Genomic DNA, 15,697 nt, shown 5'->3' with positions numbered 1-15,697 from the left:
CGCCCGCAACCCGGCACCTTCCCCCTGCCCTCACGTCTGCTGCAAAGCCTGGAAGAAAAAGGCGACCTGCAGCAACTGCTGCGCCTGGCCGCCGCCGCCATCTCGCGGGTACAAAGCCATCAGCTGGCCAGCCTGCAGCAGACCGGTACCACCGAGAGCGGCAACCAGCAGACCACCTGGCAAACCGAGATCCCCTTGCGCCACGGCCAGGAGTTCATCCCGCTGCAGGCCAAGCTGCAACGCGAGGACACCCCACGGCAACAAGCGGACTCGCAGCGCGAGCAGCGCGATCCGCTCGAGTCGTTGTGGCGCATCGACCTGGCCTTCGACCTCCCGCCGCTGGGCCCACTACAGGTCCAGGCCCAGCTCACCCAAGGGCGACTCAGCGGCCAACTGTGGGCCGAGCGCCCGCAAACCGCCGAACTGATCGACAGCCAGCTTGGCAGCCTGCGCGAACGCCTGCTGGCACGGGGCCTGGACGTTGGCGACCTGGAATGTAATCCCGGCATCCCGCCACAAGGCCCGCGCACACGACTGGAACAACGCTGGGTGGATGAAACCGCATGAGCAACAAAGCCCCCCGCCAGGCCATTGCCCTGAGCTACGACGGTGACCAGGCGCCCACCCTGAGCGCCAAGGGTGAGGACGAACTGGCCGAAGCCATCCTCGCCCTGGCCCGCGAACACGAAGTGCCGATCTACGAGAACGCCGAACTGGTAAGCCTGCTGGCACGCCTGGAGCTGGGTGAGCAGATCCCCGAAGCGCTGTACCTGACTATCGCCGAAATCATTGCCTTCGCCTGGCAACTGCGTGGCAAGGTACCGGAGAACTTCGACGACTCGGCGCCGGGCGAGCGTGACATCACCCCTGGCAACCCGCTGCTGCCTTAGAGCCATTGAGCTAACCGGTGCTGGGACACCTATATCTAACAGCCGGTTTCTATCGCCATATCGCCCGGCTCAGACGGATGACCGGGCCTGCCGCTGTTGAATACGCTGCGCGAAATAAATAACTTGGCTGAGGGAATGAGGGGAGAAACGGGGCCGCAAAGCGACCCGCGATGACAAGCTCGAATAAGTGCCGTTCGACACTCAGTCGCGCCGATGCAACTTGCTCATCAACTCCGCTTCGGCCTGGGTCAGCCCGCAGCTTTCAGTGAGTTCGGACACGCTTGCGCCCATCCCCACCAACTTGGCCGCCTGGGAGAAGGTGACATTGTTGGGGTCGCGCTGCTCCAGTTGCAGGAGCCTGTCAGGCAGCGGCGCGACCGCCGCGCGCAGTTCATGGATGGCTTCCCCCATGCGCACGGTGACGTTCTGGTAGTCATCCAGACGTTTGGCCAGGTCCCTGATGCGCTGGTCACGCAGCGCATCGCCCTGGGCCTGCTGGCTGGCCAGCTCGCGCTGGCGCTTGCTGTAGTTGAGGAAGAACCACAGGCTCAGCGCCCACAACAGCGCCAGGAGGATTACCGCAGCCTCGAAGATCACCTCAGATGTTCTCCAGCTCCGACCACTCTTCCTCGGTCATCATCTTGTCCAGCTCGACCAGGATCAGCAGCTCGCCGTTCTTGTTGCACACGCCCTGGATGAACTTGGCCGACTCTTCGTTACCGACGTTCGGCGCAGTCTCGATCTCCGACTGACGCAGATAGACCACTTCGGCCACGCTGTCGACCAGGATGCCGACCACCTGCTTGTCCGCCTCGATGATCACGATACGGGTGTTGTCGGTGACGTCCGAAGGCATCAGGCCGAAACGCTGGCGGGTGTCGATCACGGTGACCACGTTGCCGCGCAGGTTGATGATACCGAGCACATAGCTCGGCGCACCCGGCACCGGAGCGATTTCGGTATAGCGCAGGACTTCCTGCACCTGCATGACGTTGATGCCGTAGGACTCGTTGTCCAGACGGAAGGTGACCCACTGCAGGATCGGATCTTCGGAACCTTGTGCAGACGACTTTTTCATTCCCCTAGCCCTCTTGTACCGCCGTTGGCGGTGTGCTCGTTGAGGCCGCGGCAGATGCGGCGCCCATGTCAGTTGTGTTTGGTATTCAGCTGCTTGACCGCACCACTGGCGATCAGCTCGGCCAGCTCGGCGACGTCGAGCAAGGCGCACATGTGTTCGATCACGGTGCCTGCCAGCCACGGGCGTTGGCCACGCTGGCTGCGCCACTTGATCTCGGCCGGGTCCAGGCGCAGAGAACGGCTGACCTGATGCACCGCCAGCCCCCACTCGTAGCCCTGCACGGAAATCACGTACTGCAAGCCTTGGCGGAAATCCTCGCGGTAGCGGTCAGGCATGACCCAGCGTGCGGTGTCCAGCACCTTCAGGTTGCCGGCCTGGCAACTGAGGATGCCGAGGAACCAGTCCGGTTGGCCGAACAGCGGCGTGAGCTCCTGGCCGGCCAGGCTGTAGATCGACCCCAGGCACACCAGCGGCACCGCCAGGGTCAGCCCGGCGACATCGAACAGCAGGCATTCGAAAGGCTCCGCAGCCCAGGCCGGACGCCCGTCGACGGTAGCCGGCGGCACCGGTGCAGCAGGTGACGGCAGGTGGACTTCGACCAGCGGGGCGACCGGCTCTATGGCTTGGGTCTGGGTCAGCACCGGAATCGAAGCCTCGGCCAGCACTTGCTCTTCGACCACGCTGACCACCGGCTCCACCGGCGGCAACAGCGTCGGCAGGATCCTGGGCGCAGGCTCGGCAAAGGGTTTGAGCGCCACCACCGACTCGGGCTGGCGGACGGCGTCGCGGGCTTGTTCTTCACGAACCGCAGCGGCGAATTCGTCGCTGGGCTCGGCTGCCTGTGGCTGTACTGTCGGCAGCGGCGCCTCAGGCACTTCAACCGGCTCGGTGGCTTCCTGCAGCAGGCCGTCGAGATACGACTGCAGGGCCAGTTGCGGCTTGCTGGTGATCTGCGGAACGCGGTTCATCAGGCCACCTGCAATGCGTTGCGGTAGGTCAGCAGGTGCTTGAGCAGCGCCCGGTAGGCGATCACACCGCGGCTCTTGCCGTCGAACTGCGAGGGCGTGACGCCGTTGCGGCTGGCATCGCGCAGGCGCGTGTCGACCGGAATGTAACCCTGCCAGACCTGCTCGCCATAGGTGTCGCGCAGCACTTTGAGCGTGCCGAGCGAGGCCTGGGTACGGCGGTCGAACAGGGTCGGGACGATCTGGAAGGGTAGCGCCTGCTTGCGTGAGCGGTTGATCATCGCCAGGGTGCCGACCATCCGCTCCAGGCCCTTGACCGCGAGGAACTCGGTCTGCACCGGGATCACCAGTTGTTGGCTGGCCGCCAGGGCGTTGACCATCAGCACACCCAGCAAGGGCGGGCTGTCGATCAGGGCAAAGTCGAAATCCTGCCACAGCTGCGCCAGACTCTTGGCGATTACCAGGCCCAGGCCATTCTGGCCCGGCGACTGGCGCTCCAGCACCGCCAGTGCAGTGCTCGAGGGCAGCAACGAGATACGCTCATGGCTGGTCGGCAGCAGCAACTGCCCCGGCAGCCCTTCGGGCACCACGCCCTTGTGCAGGAACAGGTCGTAGCAGCTGTGCTCCAGGGCGTCGGGATTGTGCCCGAAATAGCTGGTCATCGAGCCGTGCGGGTCGAGGTCGACGACGACCACGCGCTTGCCCGCCTCGGCCAGCAGGCCGGCCAGGGCGATGGTGGTGGTGGTCTTGCCGACGCCACCTTTTTGATTGGCTACTGCCCAGACTCTCATCGTGCGTTGCTTCCTCCCAGCATGGGCGAAATGTCCCGCCGGGAACGGTTCTATAGATTCGGTGACGGAGATTTGACGGGATTGCTCCCGACCGTCGTGGCTGGCGTAGCTGGTGCACTTTGTGTGCCAGCACGGCGCAACGCTGCGTCCGGGGTGGCGTTGGCGCTGCCGGAGCCCGTCAGGCTGCGGCGCACTTCGAGATTGCGCGAAATCACCAGCACCACGCGACGATTGCGCGCCCGGCCATCGGCGGTATCGTTGCTGGCGACCGGTTGATACTCGCCGTAACCCACCGAGGCCATGCGCGCCGGGTTCACCCCTTCCATTGCCAGCAGACGCACGATGCTCGCCGCGCGCGCCGACGACAACTCCCAGTTGGTCGGGTACTGGGCAGTGCGGATCGGCAGATTGTCGGTGAAGCCTTCGACATGCACCGGGTTGGCGAACGGCTTGAGGATCCGGGCCACCTTCTCGATGATCTCGAAGGCGATGTCGCTGGGCATGGCATCGCCGCTGCCGAACAACAATGCCGAGTTGAGTTCGATCTCCACCCACAGCTCATTGCCACGCACGGTCATCTGGTTCGACTTGATCAAGTCGCCGAAGGCATCGGCCACCTGGTCGGTGATGGTCTTGAGCGGGTCGACGCTGGTCTGTCCCAGGCCTGCATCGACCTGGTCACTGTCCTTGATCAGGGGTTCTGCCGGCTTGATCGTCAGCGGGCGCTCATCGCCGATCGGGATCGGCTTGAGGCTGCGCTCGGGGTCGTTGAACACTCCGATCAGCGCCTGGGAAATGACCTTGTACTTGCCCTCGTTGATCGAGGAAATCGAGTACATCACCACGAAAAAGGCGAACAGCAAGGTGATGAAGTCGGCGTACGAGACCAGCCAGCGCTCGTGGTTCTCGTGCTCCTCGGTATGGCGACGACGACGCATGGCTTACTCCATGAAGCCTTGCAGCTTCAGCTCGATCGAGCGTGGGTTCTCGCCTTCGGCGATCGACAGCAGCCCCTCGAGCAGCATCTCGCGATAACGCGACTGGCGCATGACGATGGCCTTGAGCTTGTTGGCCACCGGCAGCAGGATCAGGTTGGCACTCGCCACACCATAGATGGTGGCGACGAAGGCCACGGCGATGCCGTTACCCAGTTGCGACGGATCGGCCAGGTTGCCCATCACATGGATCAAGCCCATCACCGCACCGATGATACCGATGGTCGGCGCGTAGCCGCCCATGCTCTCGAAGACCTTGGCAGCCTGGATGTCACGGCTCTCCTGGGTGAGGAAGTCGACCTCGAGAATGCTGCGGATCGACTCCGGCTCCGCGCCATCGACCAGCAACTGCAGACCTTTGCGTGCGTACGGGTCCGGCTCGGCATCGGCGACGCCCTCCAGCCCCAGCAGGCCTTCCTTGCGCGCAGTCAGGCTCCAGTTGACGACACGATCGATGCCGCCAGCCAGGTCGACCCGAGGCGGGAAGAAAATCCAGCGCAGGATCTGCAACGCACGCTTGAACGCCGACAGCGGCGACTGCAGCAGCGCCGCGGCCAGGGTGCCGCCGATGACGATCAACCCGGCAGGGCCGTTGAGCAGCGCACCGACGTGTCCGCCCTCGAGGAAGTTGCCGCCGACGATGGCGACGAACGCCAGGATCAGGCCGATAAGGCTAAGAACATCCATCAGACACAGGCCTCTACCAGGTGCTTGCCGATCTCGTCCAGGCTGTACACGGCGTCGGCCAGGTTGGCTTTGACGATCGCCATGGGCATGCCGTAGATCACGCAGCTTGCCTCGTCCTGGGCCCATACGGTGCTGCCGCCCTGCTTGAGCAAGCGGGCACCTTCGCGTCCGTCCGCACCCATGCCGGTCAGCACGACCGACAGCACCTTGTCACCGTAGGTCTTGGCCGCCGAGCCGAAGGTGATGTCCACGCAGGGTTTGTAGTTCAGGCGTTCGTCACCCGGCAGGATCTTCACCGTGCCACGGCCATCGACCATCATCTGCTTGCCTCCCGGGGCCAGCAGCGCAAGGCCTGGACGCAGCACATCACCGTCCTCGGCCTCCTTGACGCTGATCTTGCACAGCTTGTCGAGGCGCTCGGCAAAGGCCTTGGTGAACGCCGCAGGCATGTGCTGAATCAGCACGATGGGGGCCGGGAAGTTGGCGGGCAGTTGCGTCAGCACCCGCTGCAGGGCAACCGGGCCGCCTGTGGAGGTGCCGATGGCCACCAGCTTGTAGGGCTTGCGCTTGGGCGCCGGCGAATGGCTGGCGGCAGGCGCAACGCTGCGTACCGGCGCCGCAGGGCGTGTCGGTGCAGCGCTGCCCAAGGTGCTGGCCGGGGCGTGGCTGGTGCTCGACGCAGCGCTGGCAACCGGGCTTGGCGCGTGGCTGGCGAAGCTGCTGAAACGGCGATTGCTGCGCGAGATGGTATGGACCTTCTCGCACAGCATCTGCTTGACCTTCTCGGGGTTGCGCGAAATATCCTCGAAGTTCTTCGGCAGGTAGTCGACCGCCCCTGCGTCCAGCGCATCGAGGGTGACACGCGCACCTTCGTGGGTGAGCGAAGAGAACATCAGGACCGGTGTCGGGCAGCGCTGCATGATGTGCCGCACGGCGGTAATGCCGTCCATCATCGGCATCTCGTAGTCCATGGTGATCACGTCAGGCTTGAGCGCCAGCGCCTGATCGATCGCTTCCTTGCCGTTGGTCGCGGTGCCGACCACCTGGATGGTCGGGTCCGCCGAGAGGATTTCCGAGACACGGCGGCGGAAGAAACCGGAATCATCCACCACCAGGACCTTGACTGCCATAAACACTCCGTTAGGCGGCGCAACCGCCAGGTCACGCCGCCGAAATCAAATACGCCGGGCGGCGTAACGCTTGAGCATGCTCGGGACGTCGAGGATCAGCGCGATACGACCGTCACCGGTGATGGTGGCGCCGGACATGCCCGGGGTGCCCTGCAGCATCTTGCCCAGCGGCTTGATCACCACCTCTTCCTGGCCGACCAACTGGTCGACCACGAAGCCGATGCGCTGAGTACCGACCGACAGGATCACCACATGCCCTTCGAGCTGCTCCTCATGCTGCTGGTCCTGGACCAGCCAGCGCTTGAGGTAGAACAGCGGCAGCGCCTTGTCGCGCACGATCACCACTTCCTGGCCATCGACCACGTTGGTGCGCGACAGGTCGAGATGGAAGATCTCGTTGACGTTGACCAGCGGGAAGGCGAACGCCTGGTTGGCCAGCATCACCATCAGCGTCGGCATGATTGCCAGCGTCAGCGGCACCTTGATGACGATCTTCGAGCCCTGGCCCTTGGCCGAGAAGATGTTGATCGAGCCATTGAGCTGGGAAATCTTGGTCTTCACCACATCCATGCCCACACCGCGGCCGGACACGTCGGAGATCTCGGTCTTGGTCGAGAAGCCCGGGGCGAAGATCAGGTTGTAGCAATCCGACTCGCTCAGGCGGTCGGCTGCATCCTTGTCCATCAGGCCCTTCTCGACCGCCTTGGCGCGCAGGACGTTCGGGTCCATGCCTTTGCCGTCGTCGGAGATCGACAGCAGGATATGGTCACCCTCCTGCTCGGCCGACAGCACCACCCGACCGGTACGCGCCTTGCCGGAGGCCTCGCGTTCCTCGGGGGTCTCGACGCCATGGTCGACCGCGTTGCGCACCAAGTGCACCAACGGGTCGGCCAGGGCCTCGACCAGGTTCTTGTCCAGGTCGGTCTCTTCGCCGACCAGCTCCAGGTTGATCTCTTTCTTGAGCTGGCGGGCCAAGTCGCGTACCAGGCGCGGGAAGCGGCCGAAGACCTTCTTGATCGGCTGCATGCGAGTCTTCATGACCGCGGTCTGCAGGTCGGCAGTGACCACGTCGAGGTTGGACACGGCCTTGGACATGGCCTCGTCGCCGCTGTTCAGGCCCAGGCGCACCAGGCGGTTACGCACCAGCACCAGTTCGCCGACCATGTTCATGATTTCATCCAGGCGCGCAGTATCGACCCGCACCGTGGTTTCCGCTTCGCTGGCGCCGTGCTTGTCGGCAGCCGGCGCTGCAGCGCGTGCCGGTGCCGGAGCAGCGGCCGGCTTGGCAGCCGCGGCGGGGGCAGGCGCCGGTTTGGCGACAGGCTTGCTTTCGGCCTTGGCAGCAGGCGCGGCAGCCACGGCAACGGCAGGCGCTTCAGCCGCGACGGCATCGCCACTGAACTTGCCCTTGCCGTGCAGTTGGTCCAGCAGGGCCTCGAACTCGTTGTCGGTGATGTGATCGCCGACAGGTTCGGCCGCTGACGCACTGGCGGTGGCTTCGACGCTCGGCAGTGCATCGGCGGCAAAAGCGCCCTTGCCATGCAACTGATCGAGCAGCGCCTCGAACTCTTCGTCGGTGATCTCGTCACCGGCCGGCGTCGCGACTGCAGCCTCCGGCTCGCTCGCCGCGACTTCCGGCGAGAACTGACCCTTGCCATGCAGTTGGTCGAGCAGCGACTCGAACTCGGCGTCGGTGATCTCGTCGGCACTGCCGGAAACGGCTTCACCCTGCGACTGCTCGGCCGCCTCGGCCTGGGCCTTGACCGCATCGAGGGAATCGAGCAGTTGCTCGAACTCGGTATCGGTGATGTCCGCTTCGGCAGCCGGGGCCTCGACGACCGCCGCCACGGCAACCGGTGCCACGGCATCGGCGCTGGCCGGTTCGGCCAGGCGCGACAGCGCGGCGAGCAGCTCTGGCGTGGCCGGGGTGATGTCGCTGCGCTCGCGAACCTGGCCAAACATGCTGTTGACCGTGTCGAGCGCTTCGAGCACCACATCCATCAGTTCGGCATCGACCCGGCGCTCTCCCTTGCGCAGGATGTCGAAGACGTTCTCGGCAATGTGGCAGCACTCCACCAGCTCATTGAGCTGAAGGAAGCCGGCGCCCCCTTTTACAGTGTGAAAACCGCGAAAGATCGCATTGAGCAGGTCCGCATCATCAGGTCGGCTTTCCAGCTCGACCAGTTGCTCGGACAGTTGCTCGAGGATTTCGCCGGCTTCTACCAGGAAATCCTGAAGGATTTCTTCATCGGCGCCGAAGCTCATTAAACGTGCTCCCTAAAAACCCAGGCTGGACAGCAGATCGTCGACATCGTCCTGACCGGACACGACGTCTTCACGCTTATCGGCATGAATCTGCGGACCTTCACCCCGAGTTGGATGTTTTTCTTCATCTTTTTCAGCGCGCAATTGATCGTGGTCATGTTCGATGCCGGCAAAGCGATCGACTTGACTTGCCATCAACACGAGCTTGAGCAGATTGCTTTCGACTTCGGTGACCAGCGCGGTCACCCGCTTGATCACCTGCCCGGTCAGGTCCTGATAGTCCTGAGCCAGGAGAATGTCGTTGAGATGGCCGGCCACCTTGCGGTTACCTTCGGCGCTATGCGTCAGGAAACTGTCGACGCGCTTGACCAACTCACGAAATTCAGGCGCTGCCACCTCGCGGCGCATGAAGCGCTGCCAGTCGGCAGACAGGTTCTGGGCTTCGGATGCCAGATCGTTGAGCACAGGCGTGCTTTGCTCGACCAGGTCCATGGTGCGATTGGCCGCGTTCTCGGTCAGCCGGACCACGTAGGACAGCCGTTCGGTGGCGTCGGTGATCTGCGACACTTCCTCGGCCTGCGGCATGCGCGGATCGATCTGGAAACTGACGATAGCGCTGTGCAGCTCGCGAGTGAGCTTGCCCACTTCCTGATAAAGGCCGCGGTCGCGGGTCTGGTTGAGCTGGTGGATCAGCTGCACCGCCTCGCCGAACTGGCCGCGTTCCAGGCTTTGCACCAGTTGCTCGGCGTGCTTCTTCAGGGTCGACTCGAACTCCCCCAGAGAATCGTTTCTTGATTCCATAGCGCCCCCAGACATGGCTCAGCCGTTGACGCGTTCGAAGATCTTTTCGATCTTTTCTTTGAGTACCTGCGCGGTGAAAGGCTTGACCACATAGCCGTTGACGCCGGCCTGGGCCGCTTCGATGATCTGGTCGCGCTTGGCCTCGGCGGTCACCATCAGCACCGGCATGCCCTTGAGACGGTCGTGGGCGCGCACCTTGCGCAGCAGGTCGATGCCGGACATGCCAGGCATGTTCCAGTCGGTCACCAGGAAGTCGTAGTGACCGCTTTCGAGCATCGGCAGAGCCGTGGTGCCATCGTCGGCTTCGTCGGTGTTGGTGAAGCCCAGATCACGCAACAGGTTCTTGATGATCCGCCGCATCGTCGAGAAGTCGTCAACGATGAGGATTTTCATATCTTTGTTCAATTAGACCTCCAAGCAGTCTTAAACGCGCTCGTCTCACAAGCGCGCGCTCAATCAATTCGGCACCACGTAAAACGACTGCATCGAACCCGGGTTCACCGCGCTCGCCATTCACCCAACCGACTGCGCAGACGCGCCGCGCACTGGCTGTGCAACTGGCTGACACGCGATTCGCTGACCCCCAGCACTTCCCCGATTTCCTTGAGGTTCAACTCTTCGTCGTAGTACAGCGCCAGGACCAGACGCTCGCGCTCCGGCAGGTTGGCGATCGCATCGGTCAGTGCAGCCTGGAAGCGTTCGTCTTCCAGGTCACGCGACGGCTCGACCTGGCCGCTGACACCGTCCTCGTGCAGCCCTTCGTGTTCGCCGTCCTGCAGCAGGTCGTCGAAACTGAACAGGCGGCTGCCCAAGGTATCGTTCAGAATCCCGTAATAATCGTCGAGACCCAATTGGAGTTCGGCAGCAACCTCGTGATCTTTAGCGTCACGACCGGTTCTTGCTTCGACGGCGCGAATCGCGTCACTGACCATGCGCGTGTTGCGGTGCACCGAACGCGGCGCCCAGTCGCCCTTGCGCACCTCGTCGAGCATGGCGCCACGGATGCGGATGCCGGCATAGGTCTCGAAGCTCGCACCCTTGCTGGCGTCGTACTTGTTGGCCACTTCCAGCAGGCCGATCATGCCGGCCTGGATCAGGTCCTCGACCTGCACGTTGGCCGGCAGGCGTGCCAACAGGTGATAGGCAATCCGCTTGACCAGCGGGGCATAGCGCTCAACCAGCTCGTACTGAGCGTCCTTGGACGCCTTGCTGTACATCTTGAATCCGCTCGCACTCATAGCACCGGCCCCGCACTGGTGGGCTGTACCAGGCGCTCGACGAAGAACTCCAGGTGCCCGCGCGGGTTGGCCGGCAGCGGCCAGCTGTCGACCTTCTGCGCAATGGCCTTGAACGCCAGGGCGCATTTGGAGCGCGGGAAGGCCTCGTACACTGCGCGCTGCTTCTGCACGGCCTTGCGCACACATTCGTCGTAGGGCACGGCGCCCACGTACTGCAAGGCCACGTCGAGGAAGCGGTCGGTAACCTTGGTCAGCTTGGCGAACAGGTTGCGCCCTTCCTGAGGGCTCTGCGCCATGTTGGCCAGGACGCGGAAACGATTCATGCCGTAATCGCGGTTGAGCAGCTTGATCAAGGCGTAGGCGTCGGTGATCGAGGTGGGCTCGTCGCACACCACCAGCAACACTTCCTGCGCCGCGCGAACGAAACTGACCACCGAGTCACCGATACCTGCAGCGGTGTCGATCACCAATACATCGAGGTTGTCGCCGATCTCGCTGAACGCCTGGATCAGCCCGGCATGCTGGGCTGGCGCCAGGTGCACCATGCTCTGGGTACCCGAGGCCGCCGGCACGATGCGCACGCCGCCCGGCCCCTGCAACAGCACGTCGCGCAGCTCGCAGCGTCCTTCGATGACGTCGGCCAGGGTACGTTTGGGGGTCAACCCCAGCAGCACGTCGACGTTGGCCAGACCCAGGTCGGCGTCCAGCAGCATGACCCGGCGGCCGAGTTCAGCCAGCGCCAGGGACAGGTTCACTGAAACGTTGGTCTTGCCGACGCCACCTTTGCCACCGGTGACGGCGATCACCTGTACGGGATGCATGCTACCCATGTCTGTTCTTTACCTTGTCTCGCGTGGGACCTGCCCACTTGAAGGGCCGCTGTCGACCCCCTGCGCCGTTCATCTTCAACCCGCGCGCTTATCGGGATTGTGGTAGAGATCAGCGAACATGTCGGCCATGGCCTCTTCGCTGGGCTCTTCCTGCAACTGCACGCTGACCGCGCGGCTCACCAACTGATGCTTGCGCGGCAACTGCAGGTCGTCAGGAATGCGCGGACCATCGGTGAGATAGGCCACGGGCAGTTCGTGACTGATGGCCAGGCTCAGCACTTCGCCGAGGCTGCCCGTTTCATCGAGCTTGGTCAGGATGCAACCGGCCAGGCCACAGCGCTTGTAGCTGTGATAGGCGGCGGTCAGCACCTGTTTCTGGCTGGTGGTGGCCAGTACCAGGTAGTTCTTGGCGGCGATGCCGCGGCTGGCGAGCGATTCGAGCTGCATGCGCAGCGCCGGATCGCTGGCCTGAAGACCGGCGGTGTCGATCAGCACCACGCGCTTGCGCAGCAGTGGCTCCAGCGCCTGGGCCAGCGACTGGCCCGGATCGACGTAGGTCACCGGCACATTGAGGATGCGCCCGAGGGTCTTGAGCTGCTCCTGGGCACCGATGCGGTAGCTGTCCATGCTCACCAGCGCCAGGTGCTGCGAGCCGTACTTGAGCACATAGCGCGCGGCGAGCTTGGCCAGGGTGGTGGTCTTGCCCATGCCGGCCGGGCCGACCATGGCGATGACCCCGCCCTCCTCGATCGGCTCCACCTCAGGCACCTCGATCAGACGCGCCAGGTGCGCCAGGACCATGCGCCAAGCCTGACGCGGGTCTTCGATCTCACCGGCCCGCTCAAGCAGATCACGGGCGATCGGGCCAGACAGGCCCAGGCGCTGCAAGCGACGCCAGAGGTTGGCCTGCTGCGGCTTGTTGCCCTGCAATTGGCCCCAGGCAAGCGAGCCAAGCTGCACTTCAAGCAGCTCGCGCAAACCCGAAAGCTCCGAACGCATGGCGTCGAAGACGCGCTTGTCGACCGTCGGGGCCGCAGGGGCCGGCGCAGGCGCCGGAACATCCACATGCGGCTCGACCAGCGGCTCGGACGCGGTCAGCGACAGGCCGGCAAACAATTGCCGGTTGCCGAGTTCGGCGTCACCACGCCCGTCCAGCTCGGCCTGGGCGGTGGCGATGCGCGAATGGGTCTTGCGCAGCTCGTCCTCGAGCTCGACATTCGGCACGCGTGGGGCCAGGGCGGACAGCTTGTAGTCCAGCGCGGCCGTCAGTTCGACACCGCCGGCGATACGCCGGTTGCCGATGATTGCGGCATCGGCGCCAAGCTCATCACGGACCAGCTTCATGGCCTGGCGCATATCGGCGGCGAAAAAACGCTTAACTTGCATAACCCACTACCTCAGCCGTTAGGGCCCACGGTGGCAACGATGGTGACTTGCTTGTTGTCCGGTATTTCCTGGTACGCCAGCACATGCAGGTTGGGCACGGCCAGACGACCGAATCTCGACAGCATGGCACGGATCGGGCCGGCGACCAGGAGAATGGCCGGCTGGCCTTGCATCTCCTGGCGCTGCGCCGCCTCGATCAGCGAACGCTGCAGCTTCTCGGCCATGCTCGGTTCAAGAAGAACACCGTCTTCCTGACCCTGCCCGGCCCTTTGCAGACTATTGAGCAAGATCTGTTCCAACCTTGGTTCAAGGGTGATCACAGGCAGCTCGGACTCAACGCCGACAATGCTTTGCACGATGGCACGTGACAAGCCGACCCGCACCGAAGCCACCAACGCGGCGGTATCTTGACTCTTGGCGGCATTGTTGGCGATGGCCTCGGCAATGCTGCGGATGTCACGCACGGGCACCTGCTCGGCAAGCAGGGCCTGCAGGACCTTGAGCAACCCCGACAAGGAAATGACACCTGGCACCAATTCCTCGGCAAGTTTCGGCGATGCCTTGGACAGCACCTGCAGCAACTGCTGGACCTCTTCATGGCCGATCAGCTCGTGGCAGTGCTTCTGCAGGATCTGGTTGAGGTGAGTGGCGACCACGGTGCTGGCATCGACCACCGTGTAACCCAAGGACTGCGCCTGGGCGCGCTGGGCCACATCGATCCACACCGCCTCCAGGCCAAAGGCCGGGTCGCGCGCGGCGATACCATTGAGAGTGCCGAACACCTGCCCAGGGTTGATCGCAAGCTCGCGGTCCGGATAGATCTCGGCCTCGGCCAGGATCACCCCCATCAGCGTCAGGCGATAGGCACTGGGCTGCAGGTCGAGGTTGTCGCGAATGTGCACGGTGGGCATGAGAAAGCCCAGGTCTTGCGAGAGCTTCTTGCGCACGCCCTTGATCCGCGCCAGCAACTGGCCGCCCTGGTTGCGGTCGACCAGCGGAATCAGGCGATAGCCGACTTCCAGGCCGATCATGTCGATCGGCGTGACGTCGTCCCAGCCCAGCTCCTTGGTTTCCATGGCGCGCTGCGGCGATGGCAGCAGATCCTGTTGGCGCTGCGCTTCCTGCACGGCCAGGAGCTTGGCCTTCTGCTGCTTCTTCCACACCATGTAGGCGCCGCCGCCGGCCAGCACGCCGAGGCTGAGGAAGGCGATGTGTGGCATACCCGGCACCAGCCCCATCACCACCATCAGCGCGCCGGAAACGGCCAGCGCCTTGGGCGAATCGAACATCTGCCGGTTGATCAGCTTGCCCATGTCCTCGGAGCCCGAGGCGCGGGTGACCATGATCGCGGCCGCAGTGGACAGCAGCAGCGAGGGCAACTGCGCCACCAAACCGTCACCAATGGTCAACAAAGCGTACACCTTGCCGGCGTCGCTGAAGGTCATGCCATGCTGCAGCATGCCGATGAGCATGCCGCCGATAAGGTTGATGAACAGAATCAGCAGGCCGGCGATGGCGTCGCCACGCACGAACTTGCTGGCACCGTCCATCGAACCGTAGAACTCGGCCTCCTGGGCGACCTCGGCACGACGCGCCTTGGCCTGGGCCTGGTCGATCAAGCCGGCGTTGAGGTCGGCGTCGATGGCCATCTGCTTGCCGGGCATGGCGTCGAGGGTGAAGCGCGCGCTCACCTCGGAAATACGCCCGGCACCCTTGGTCACCACGACAAAGTTGATGATCATCAGGATGGCGAACACCACCGCACCGACCACGTAGTTGCCGCCGATCACCACCTCACCAAAGGCCTGGATCACTTTGCCCGCCGCCCCGTGGCCCTCCTGGCCGTGGAGCATGACCACGCGGGTCGAGGCGACGTTGAGCGCCAGGCGCAGCAGCGTCGCCACCAGCAGGATGGTCGGGAACGCGGCGAAGTCCAGCGGGCGCAGGGCGTAGACGCAGACCAGCAGGACCACGATCGACAGCGCGATGTTGAAGGTGAAGAACACATCGAGCAGGAACGGCGGGATGGGCAACATCATCATTGCCAGCATCACCAGCAGCAACAACGGCACGCCCAGGTTCCCCCGACCGAGACCGGCCAGGTTGTTACGGGCGTTGCTGATTAACTGACTGCGATCCACCACGATTCCTCTTAAAGCAAAACTTTGACGCCTGCAGAGCGCCTGCGCTGCCTCTGCAAGAAGCTGTCCAACTTTACCAACGGATGCCTGCGATCAGCTGCCGCGGCGCAGAGGCGGGTTTTGGTTCAGCGGATCCGGCGCTTGCGAGCAGGCCACTGCGTGGCCTGAAACACCGAGAAATCTGGGCTGGTGCTAATGACCTGATGGCTCCACTCCGCTAATCCGATGCCTTCAGGGGGGGCGGCGGGCACATCAGGGATAAGCCCAGGCTTGCGTTAGTGAGGGCACCTGCAGGTAAACAGCGAACAATCATCGACTGATAAACGGTCGTTTTGAACCCGCCGTTTTCAGGCGTACCTGTTAATTCTGCTAGTTGCCGCCTTCAGTGATCACATTTAGCCTCCCCCGAAATCTTGAATGGAAATATGAACGAACCCGCCACGCCAGCGTGCCCTGCCACCCATGCGTCGAACAGGAGTTATCATGTACTCATTAAGAGA

General features: G+C 63.6%; 16 protein-coding genes. 2 read left to right on the top strand and 14 right to left on the bottom strand.

Translation table 11 applies throughout. The annotated features are described in order from the left end of the window. On the top strand, nucleotides 1-567 hold a 567-nt coding region (locus APH44_RS28100; RefSeq protein ID WP_177342489.1), incomplete at its 5' end, for a flagellar hook-length control protein FliK. Further along, nucleotides 564-890, top strand: a complete 327-nt coding sequence (locus tag APH44_RS28095; protein WP_054895570.1) for an EscU/YscU/HrcU family type III secretion system export apparatus switch protein — start codon at nucleotides 564-566, stop codon at nucleotides 888-890. The genes APH44_RS28100 and APH44_RS28095, both read left to right, overlap by 4 nt. 201 nt (nucleotides 891-1,091) lie before the next feature. On the opposite strand, the gene APH44_RS28090 is transcribed toward APH44_RS28095, so the two are convergent. The 14 genes from APH44_RS28090 to flhA form a co-directional block, all read right to left on the bottom strand. Next, nucleotides 1,092-1,487: a DUF2802 domain-containing protein gene (locus tag APH44_RS28090; protein WP_054895569.1), complete on the bottom strand. Its 396-nt coding sequence runs from the start codon at nucleotides 1,485-1,487 to the stop codon at nucleotides 1,092-1,094. A gap of 1 nt (nucleotide 1,488) precedes the next feature. Further along, the gene (locus APH44_RS28085; RefSeq protein ID WP_016393802.1) at nucleotides 1,489-1,968 is read right to left on the bottom strand and encodes a chemotaxis protein CheW; all 480 of its coding nucleotides are present in this window, start codon (nucleotides 1,966-1,968) and stop codon (nucleotides 1,489-1,491) included. Between the two features lie 68 nt (nucleotides 1,969-2,036). Further along, a complete protein-coding gene (locus APH44_RS28080) occupies nucleotides 2,037-2,936 on the bottom strand; it encodes a CheW domain-containing protein (protein ID WP_054895568.1) in 900 nt (299 codons plus the stop codon). Further along, a complete protein-coding gene (locus APH44_RS28075) occupies nucleotides 2,936-3,724 on the bottom strand; it encodes a ParA family protein (protein WP_054895567.1) in 789 nt (262 codons plus the stop codon). The genes APH44_RS28080 and APH44_RS28075 overlap by 1 nt, the downstream gene beginning before the upstream one ends. A 50-nt stretch (nucleotides 3,725-3,774) precedes the next feature. Next, a complete protein-coding gene (motD, locus tag APH44_RS28070) occupies nucleotides 3,775-4,662 on the bottom strand; it encodes a flagellar motor protein MotD (protein WP_054895566.1) in 888 nt (295 codons plus the stop codon). A 3-nt stretch (nucleotides 4,663-4,665) separates the two neighbouring features. Further along, nucleotides 4,666-5,406, bottom strand: a complete 741-nt coding sequence (locus APH44_RS28065; protein ID WP_054895565.1) for a flagellar motor protein — start codon at nucleotides 5,404-5,406, stop codon at nucleotides 4,666-4,668. After that, nucleotides 5,406-6,536: a chemotaxis response regulator protein-glutamate methylesterase gene (locus APH44_RS28060; RefSeq protein ID WP_054895564.1), complete on the bottom strand. Its 1,131-nt coding sequence runs from the start codon at nucleotides 6,534-6,536 to the stop codon at nucleotides 5,406-5,408. Before APH44_RS28060 ends, APH44_RS28065 begins: the two co-directional genes overlap by 1 nt. A 45-nt stretch (nucleotides 6,537-6,581) precedes the next feature. Further along, nucleotides 6,582-8,801, bottom strand: coding sequence for a chemotaxis protein CheA (locus tag APH44_RS28055; protein WP_054895563.1), 2,220 nt, complete (start codon nucleotides 8,799-8,801; stop codon nucleotides 6,582-6,584). Between the two features lie 12 nt (nucleotides 8,802-8,813). Then, complete coding sequence (locus APH44_RS28050) at nucleotides 8,814-9,602, bottom strand: protein phosphatase CheZ (protein WP_054895562.1); 789 nt, start codon at nucleotides 9,600-9,602, stop codon at nucleotides 8,814-8,816. 18 nt (nucleotides 9,603-9,620) lie between these two features. Continuing rightward, nucleotides 9,621-9,995, bottom strand: coding sequence for a chemotaxis response regulator CheY (locus tag APH44_RS28045; RefSeq protein ID WP_104881405.1), 375 nt, complete (start codon nucleotides 9,993-9,995; stop codon nucleotides 9,621-9,623). A gap of 104 nt (nucleotides 9,996-10,099) precedes the next feature. After that, complete coding sequence (gene fliA / locus APH44_RS28040) at nucleotides 10,100-10,840, bottom strand: RNA polymerase sigma factor FliA (protein WP_054895561.1); 741 nt, start codon at nucleotides 10,838-10,840, stop codon at nucleotides 10,100-10,102. Then, nucleotides 10,837-11,670 (bottom strand): flagellar synthesis regulator FleN, encoded by an 834-nt coding sequence (fleN, locus tag APH44_RS28035; RefSeq protein ID WP_016393812.1) that lies wholly within the window; start codon nucleotides 11,668-11,670, stop codon nucleotides 10,837-10,839. The genes fliA and fleN overlap by 4 nt, the downstream gene beginning before the upstream one ends. 75 nt (nucleotides 11,671-11,745) lie before the next feature. Then, nucleotides 11,746-13,056, bottom strand: a complete 1,311-nt coding sequence (gene flhF, locus APH44_RS28030; protein WP_054895560.1) for a flagellar biosynthesis protein FlhF — start codon at nucleotides 13,054-13,056, stop codon at nucleotides 11,746-11,748. An 11-nt stretch (nucleotides 13,057-13,067) separates the two neighbouring features. Continuing rightward, entirely contained in the window at nucleotides 13,068-15,197 is a 2,130-nt protein-coding gene (gene flhA, locus APH44_RS28025) for a flagellar biosynthesis protein FlhA (protein ID WP_054895559.1), read from the bottom strand. Nucleotides 15,198-15,697: the final 500 nt, after the last annotated feature.

Origin of the sequence: Pseudomonas sp. NBRC 111143 (assembly GCF_001320965.1) — a bacterium.
GTDB classification, from domain to species: Bacteria; Pseudomonadota; Gammaproteobacteria; order Pseudomonadales; family Pseudomonadaceae; genus Aquipseudomonas; species Aquipseudomonas machongensis.
Note: the sequence above shows the minus strand (reverse complement) of the source record. Positions and strands in the feature narration are given on the sequence as shown.

What these genes read in the sequence shown, in the direction of transcription:
- APH44_RS28095 (WP_054895570.1), top strand. Translation starts at nt 564, where the DNA reads ATGAGCAACAAAGCCCCCCGCCAGGCCATTGCCCTGAGCTACGACGGT.
- APH44_RS28085 (WP_016393802.1), bottom strand. Translation starts at nt 1,968, where the DNA reads ATGAAAAAGTCGTCTGCACAAGGTTCCGAAGATCCGATCCTGCAGTGG.
- APH44_RS28080 (WP_054895568.1), bottom strand. Translation starts at nt 2,936, where the DNA reads ATGAACCGCGTTCCGCAGATCACCAGCAAGCCGCAACTGGCCCTGCAG.
- APH44_RS28075 (WP_054895567.1), bottom strand. Translation starts at nt 3,724, where the DNA reads ATGAGAGTCTGGGCAGTAGCCAATCAAAAAGGTGGCGTCGGCAAGACC.
- motD (WP_054895566.1), bottom strand. Translation starts at nt 4,662, where the DNA reads ATGCGTCGTCGTCGCCATACCGAGGAGCACGAGAACCACGAGCGCTGG.
- APH44_RS28065 (WP_054895565.1), bottom strand. Translation starts at nt 5,406, where the DNA reads ATGGATGTTCTTAGCCTTATCGGCCTGATCCTGGCGTTCGTCGCCATC.
- APH44_RS28060 (WP_054895564.1), bottom strand. Translation starts at nt 6,536, where the DNA reads ATGGCAGTCAAGGTCCTGGTGGTGGATGATTCCGGTTTCTTCCGCCGC.
- APH44_RS28055 (WP_054895563.1), bottom strand. Translation starts at nt 8,801, where the DNA reads ATGAGCTTCGGCGCCGATGAAGAAATCCTTCAGGATTTCCTGGTAGAA.
- APH44_RS28050 (WP_054895562.1), bottom strand. Translation starts at nt 9,602, where the DNA reads ATGGAATCAAGAAACGATTCTCTGGGGGAGTTCGAGTCGACCCTGAAG.
- APH44_RS28045 (WP_104881405.1), bottom strand. Translation starts at nt 9,995, where the DNA reads ATGAAAATCCTCATCGTTGACGACTTCTCGACGATGCGGCGGATCATC.
- fliA (WP_054895561.1), bottom strand. Translation starts at nt 10,840, where the DNA reads ATGAGTGCGAGCGGATTCAAGATGTACAGCAAGGCGTCCAAGGACGCT.
- fleN (WP_016393812.1), bottom strand. Translation starts at nt 11,670, where the DNA reads ATGGGTAGCATGCATCCCGTACAGGTGATCGCCGTCACCGGTGGCAAA.
- flhF (WP_054895560.1), bottom strand. Translation starts at nt 13,056, where the DNA reads ATGCAAGTTAAGCGTTTTTTCGCCGCCGATATGCGCCAGGCCATGAAG.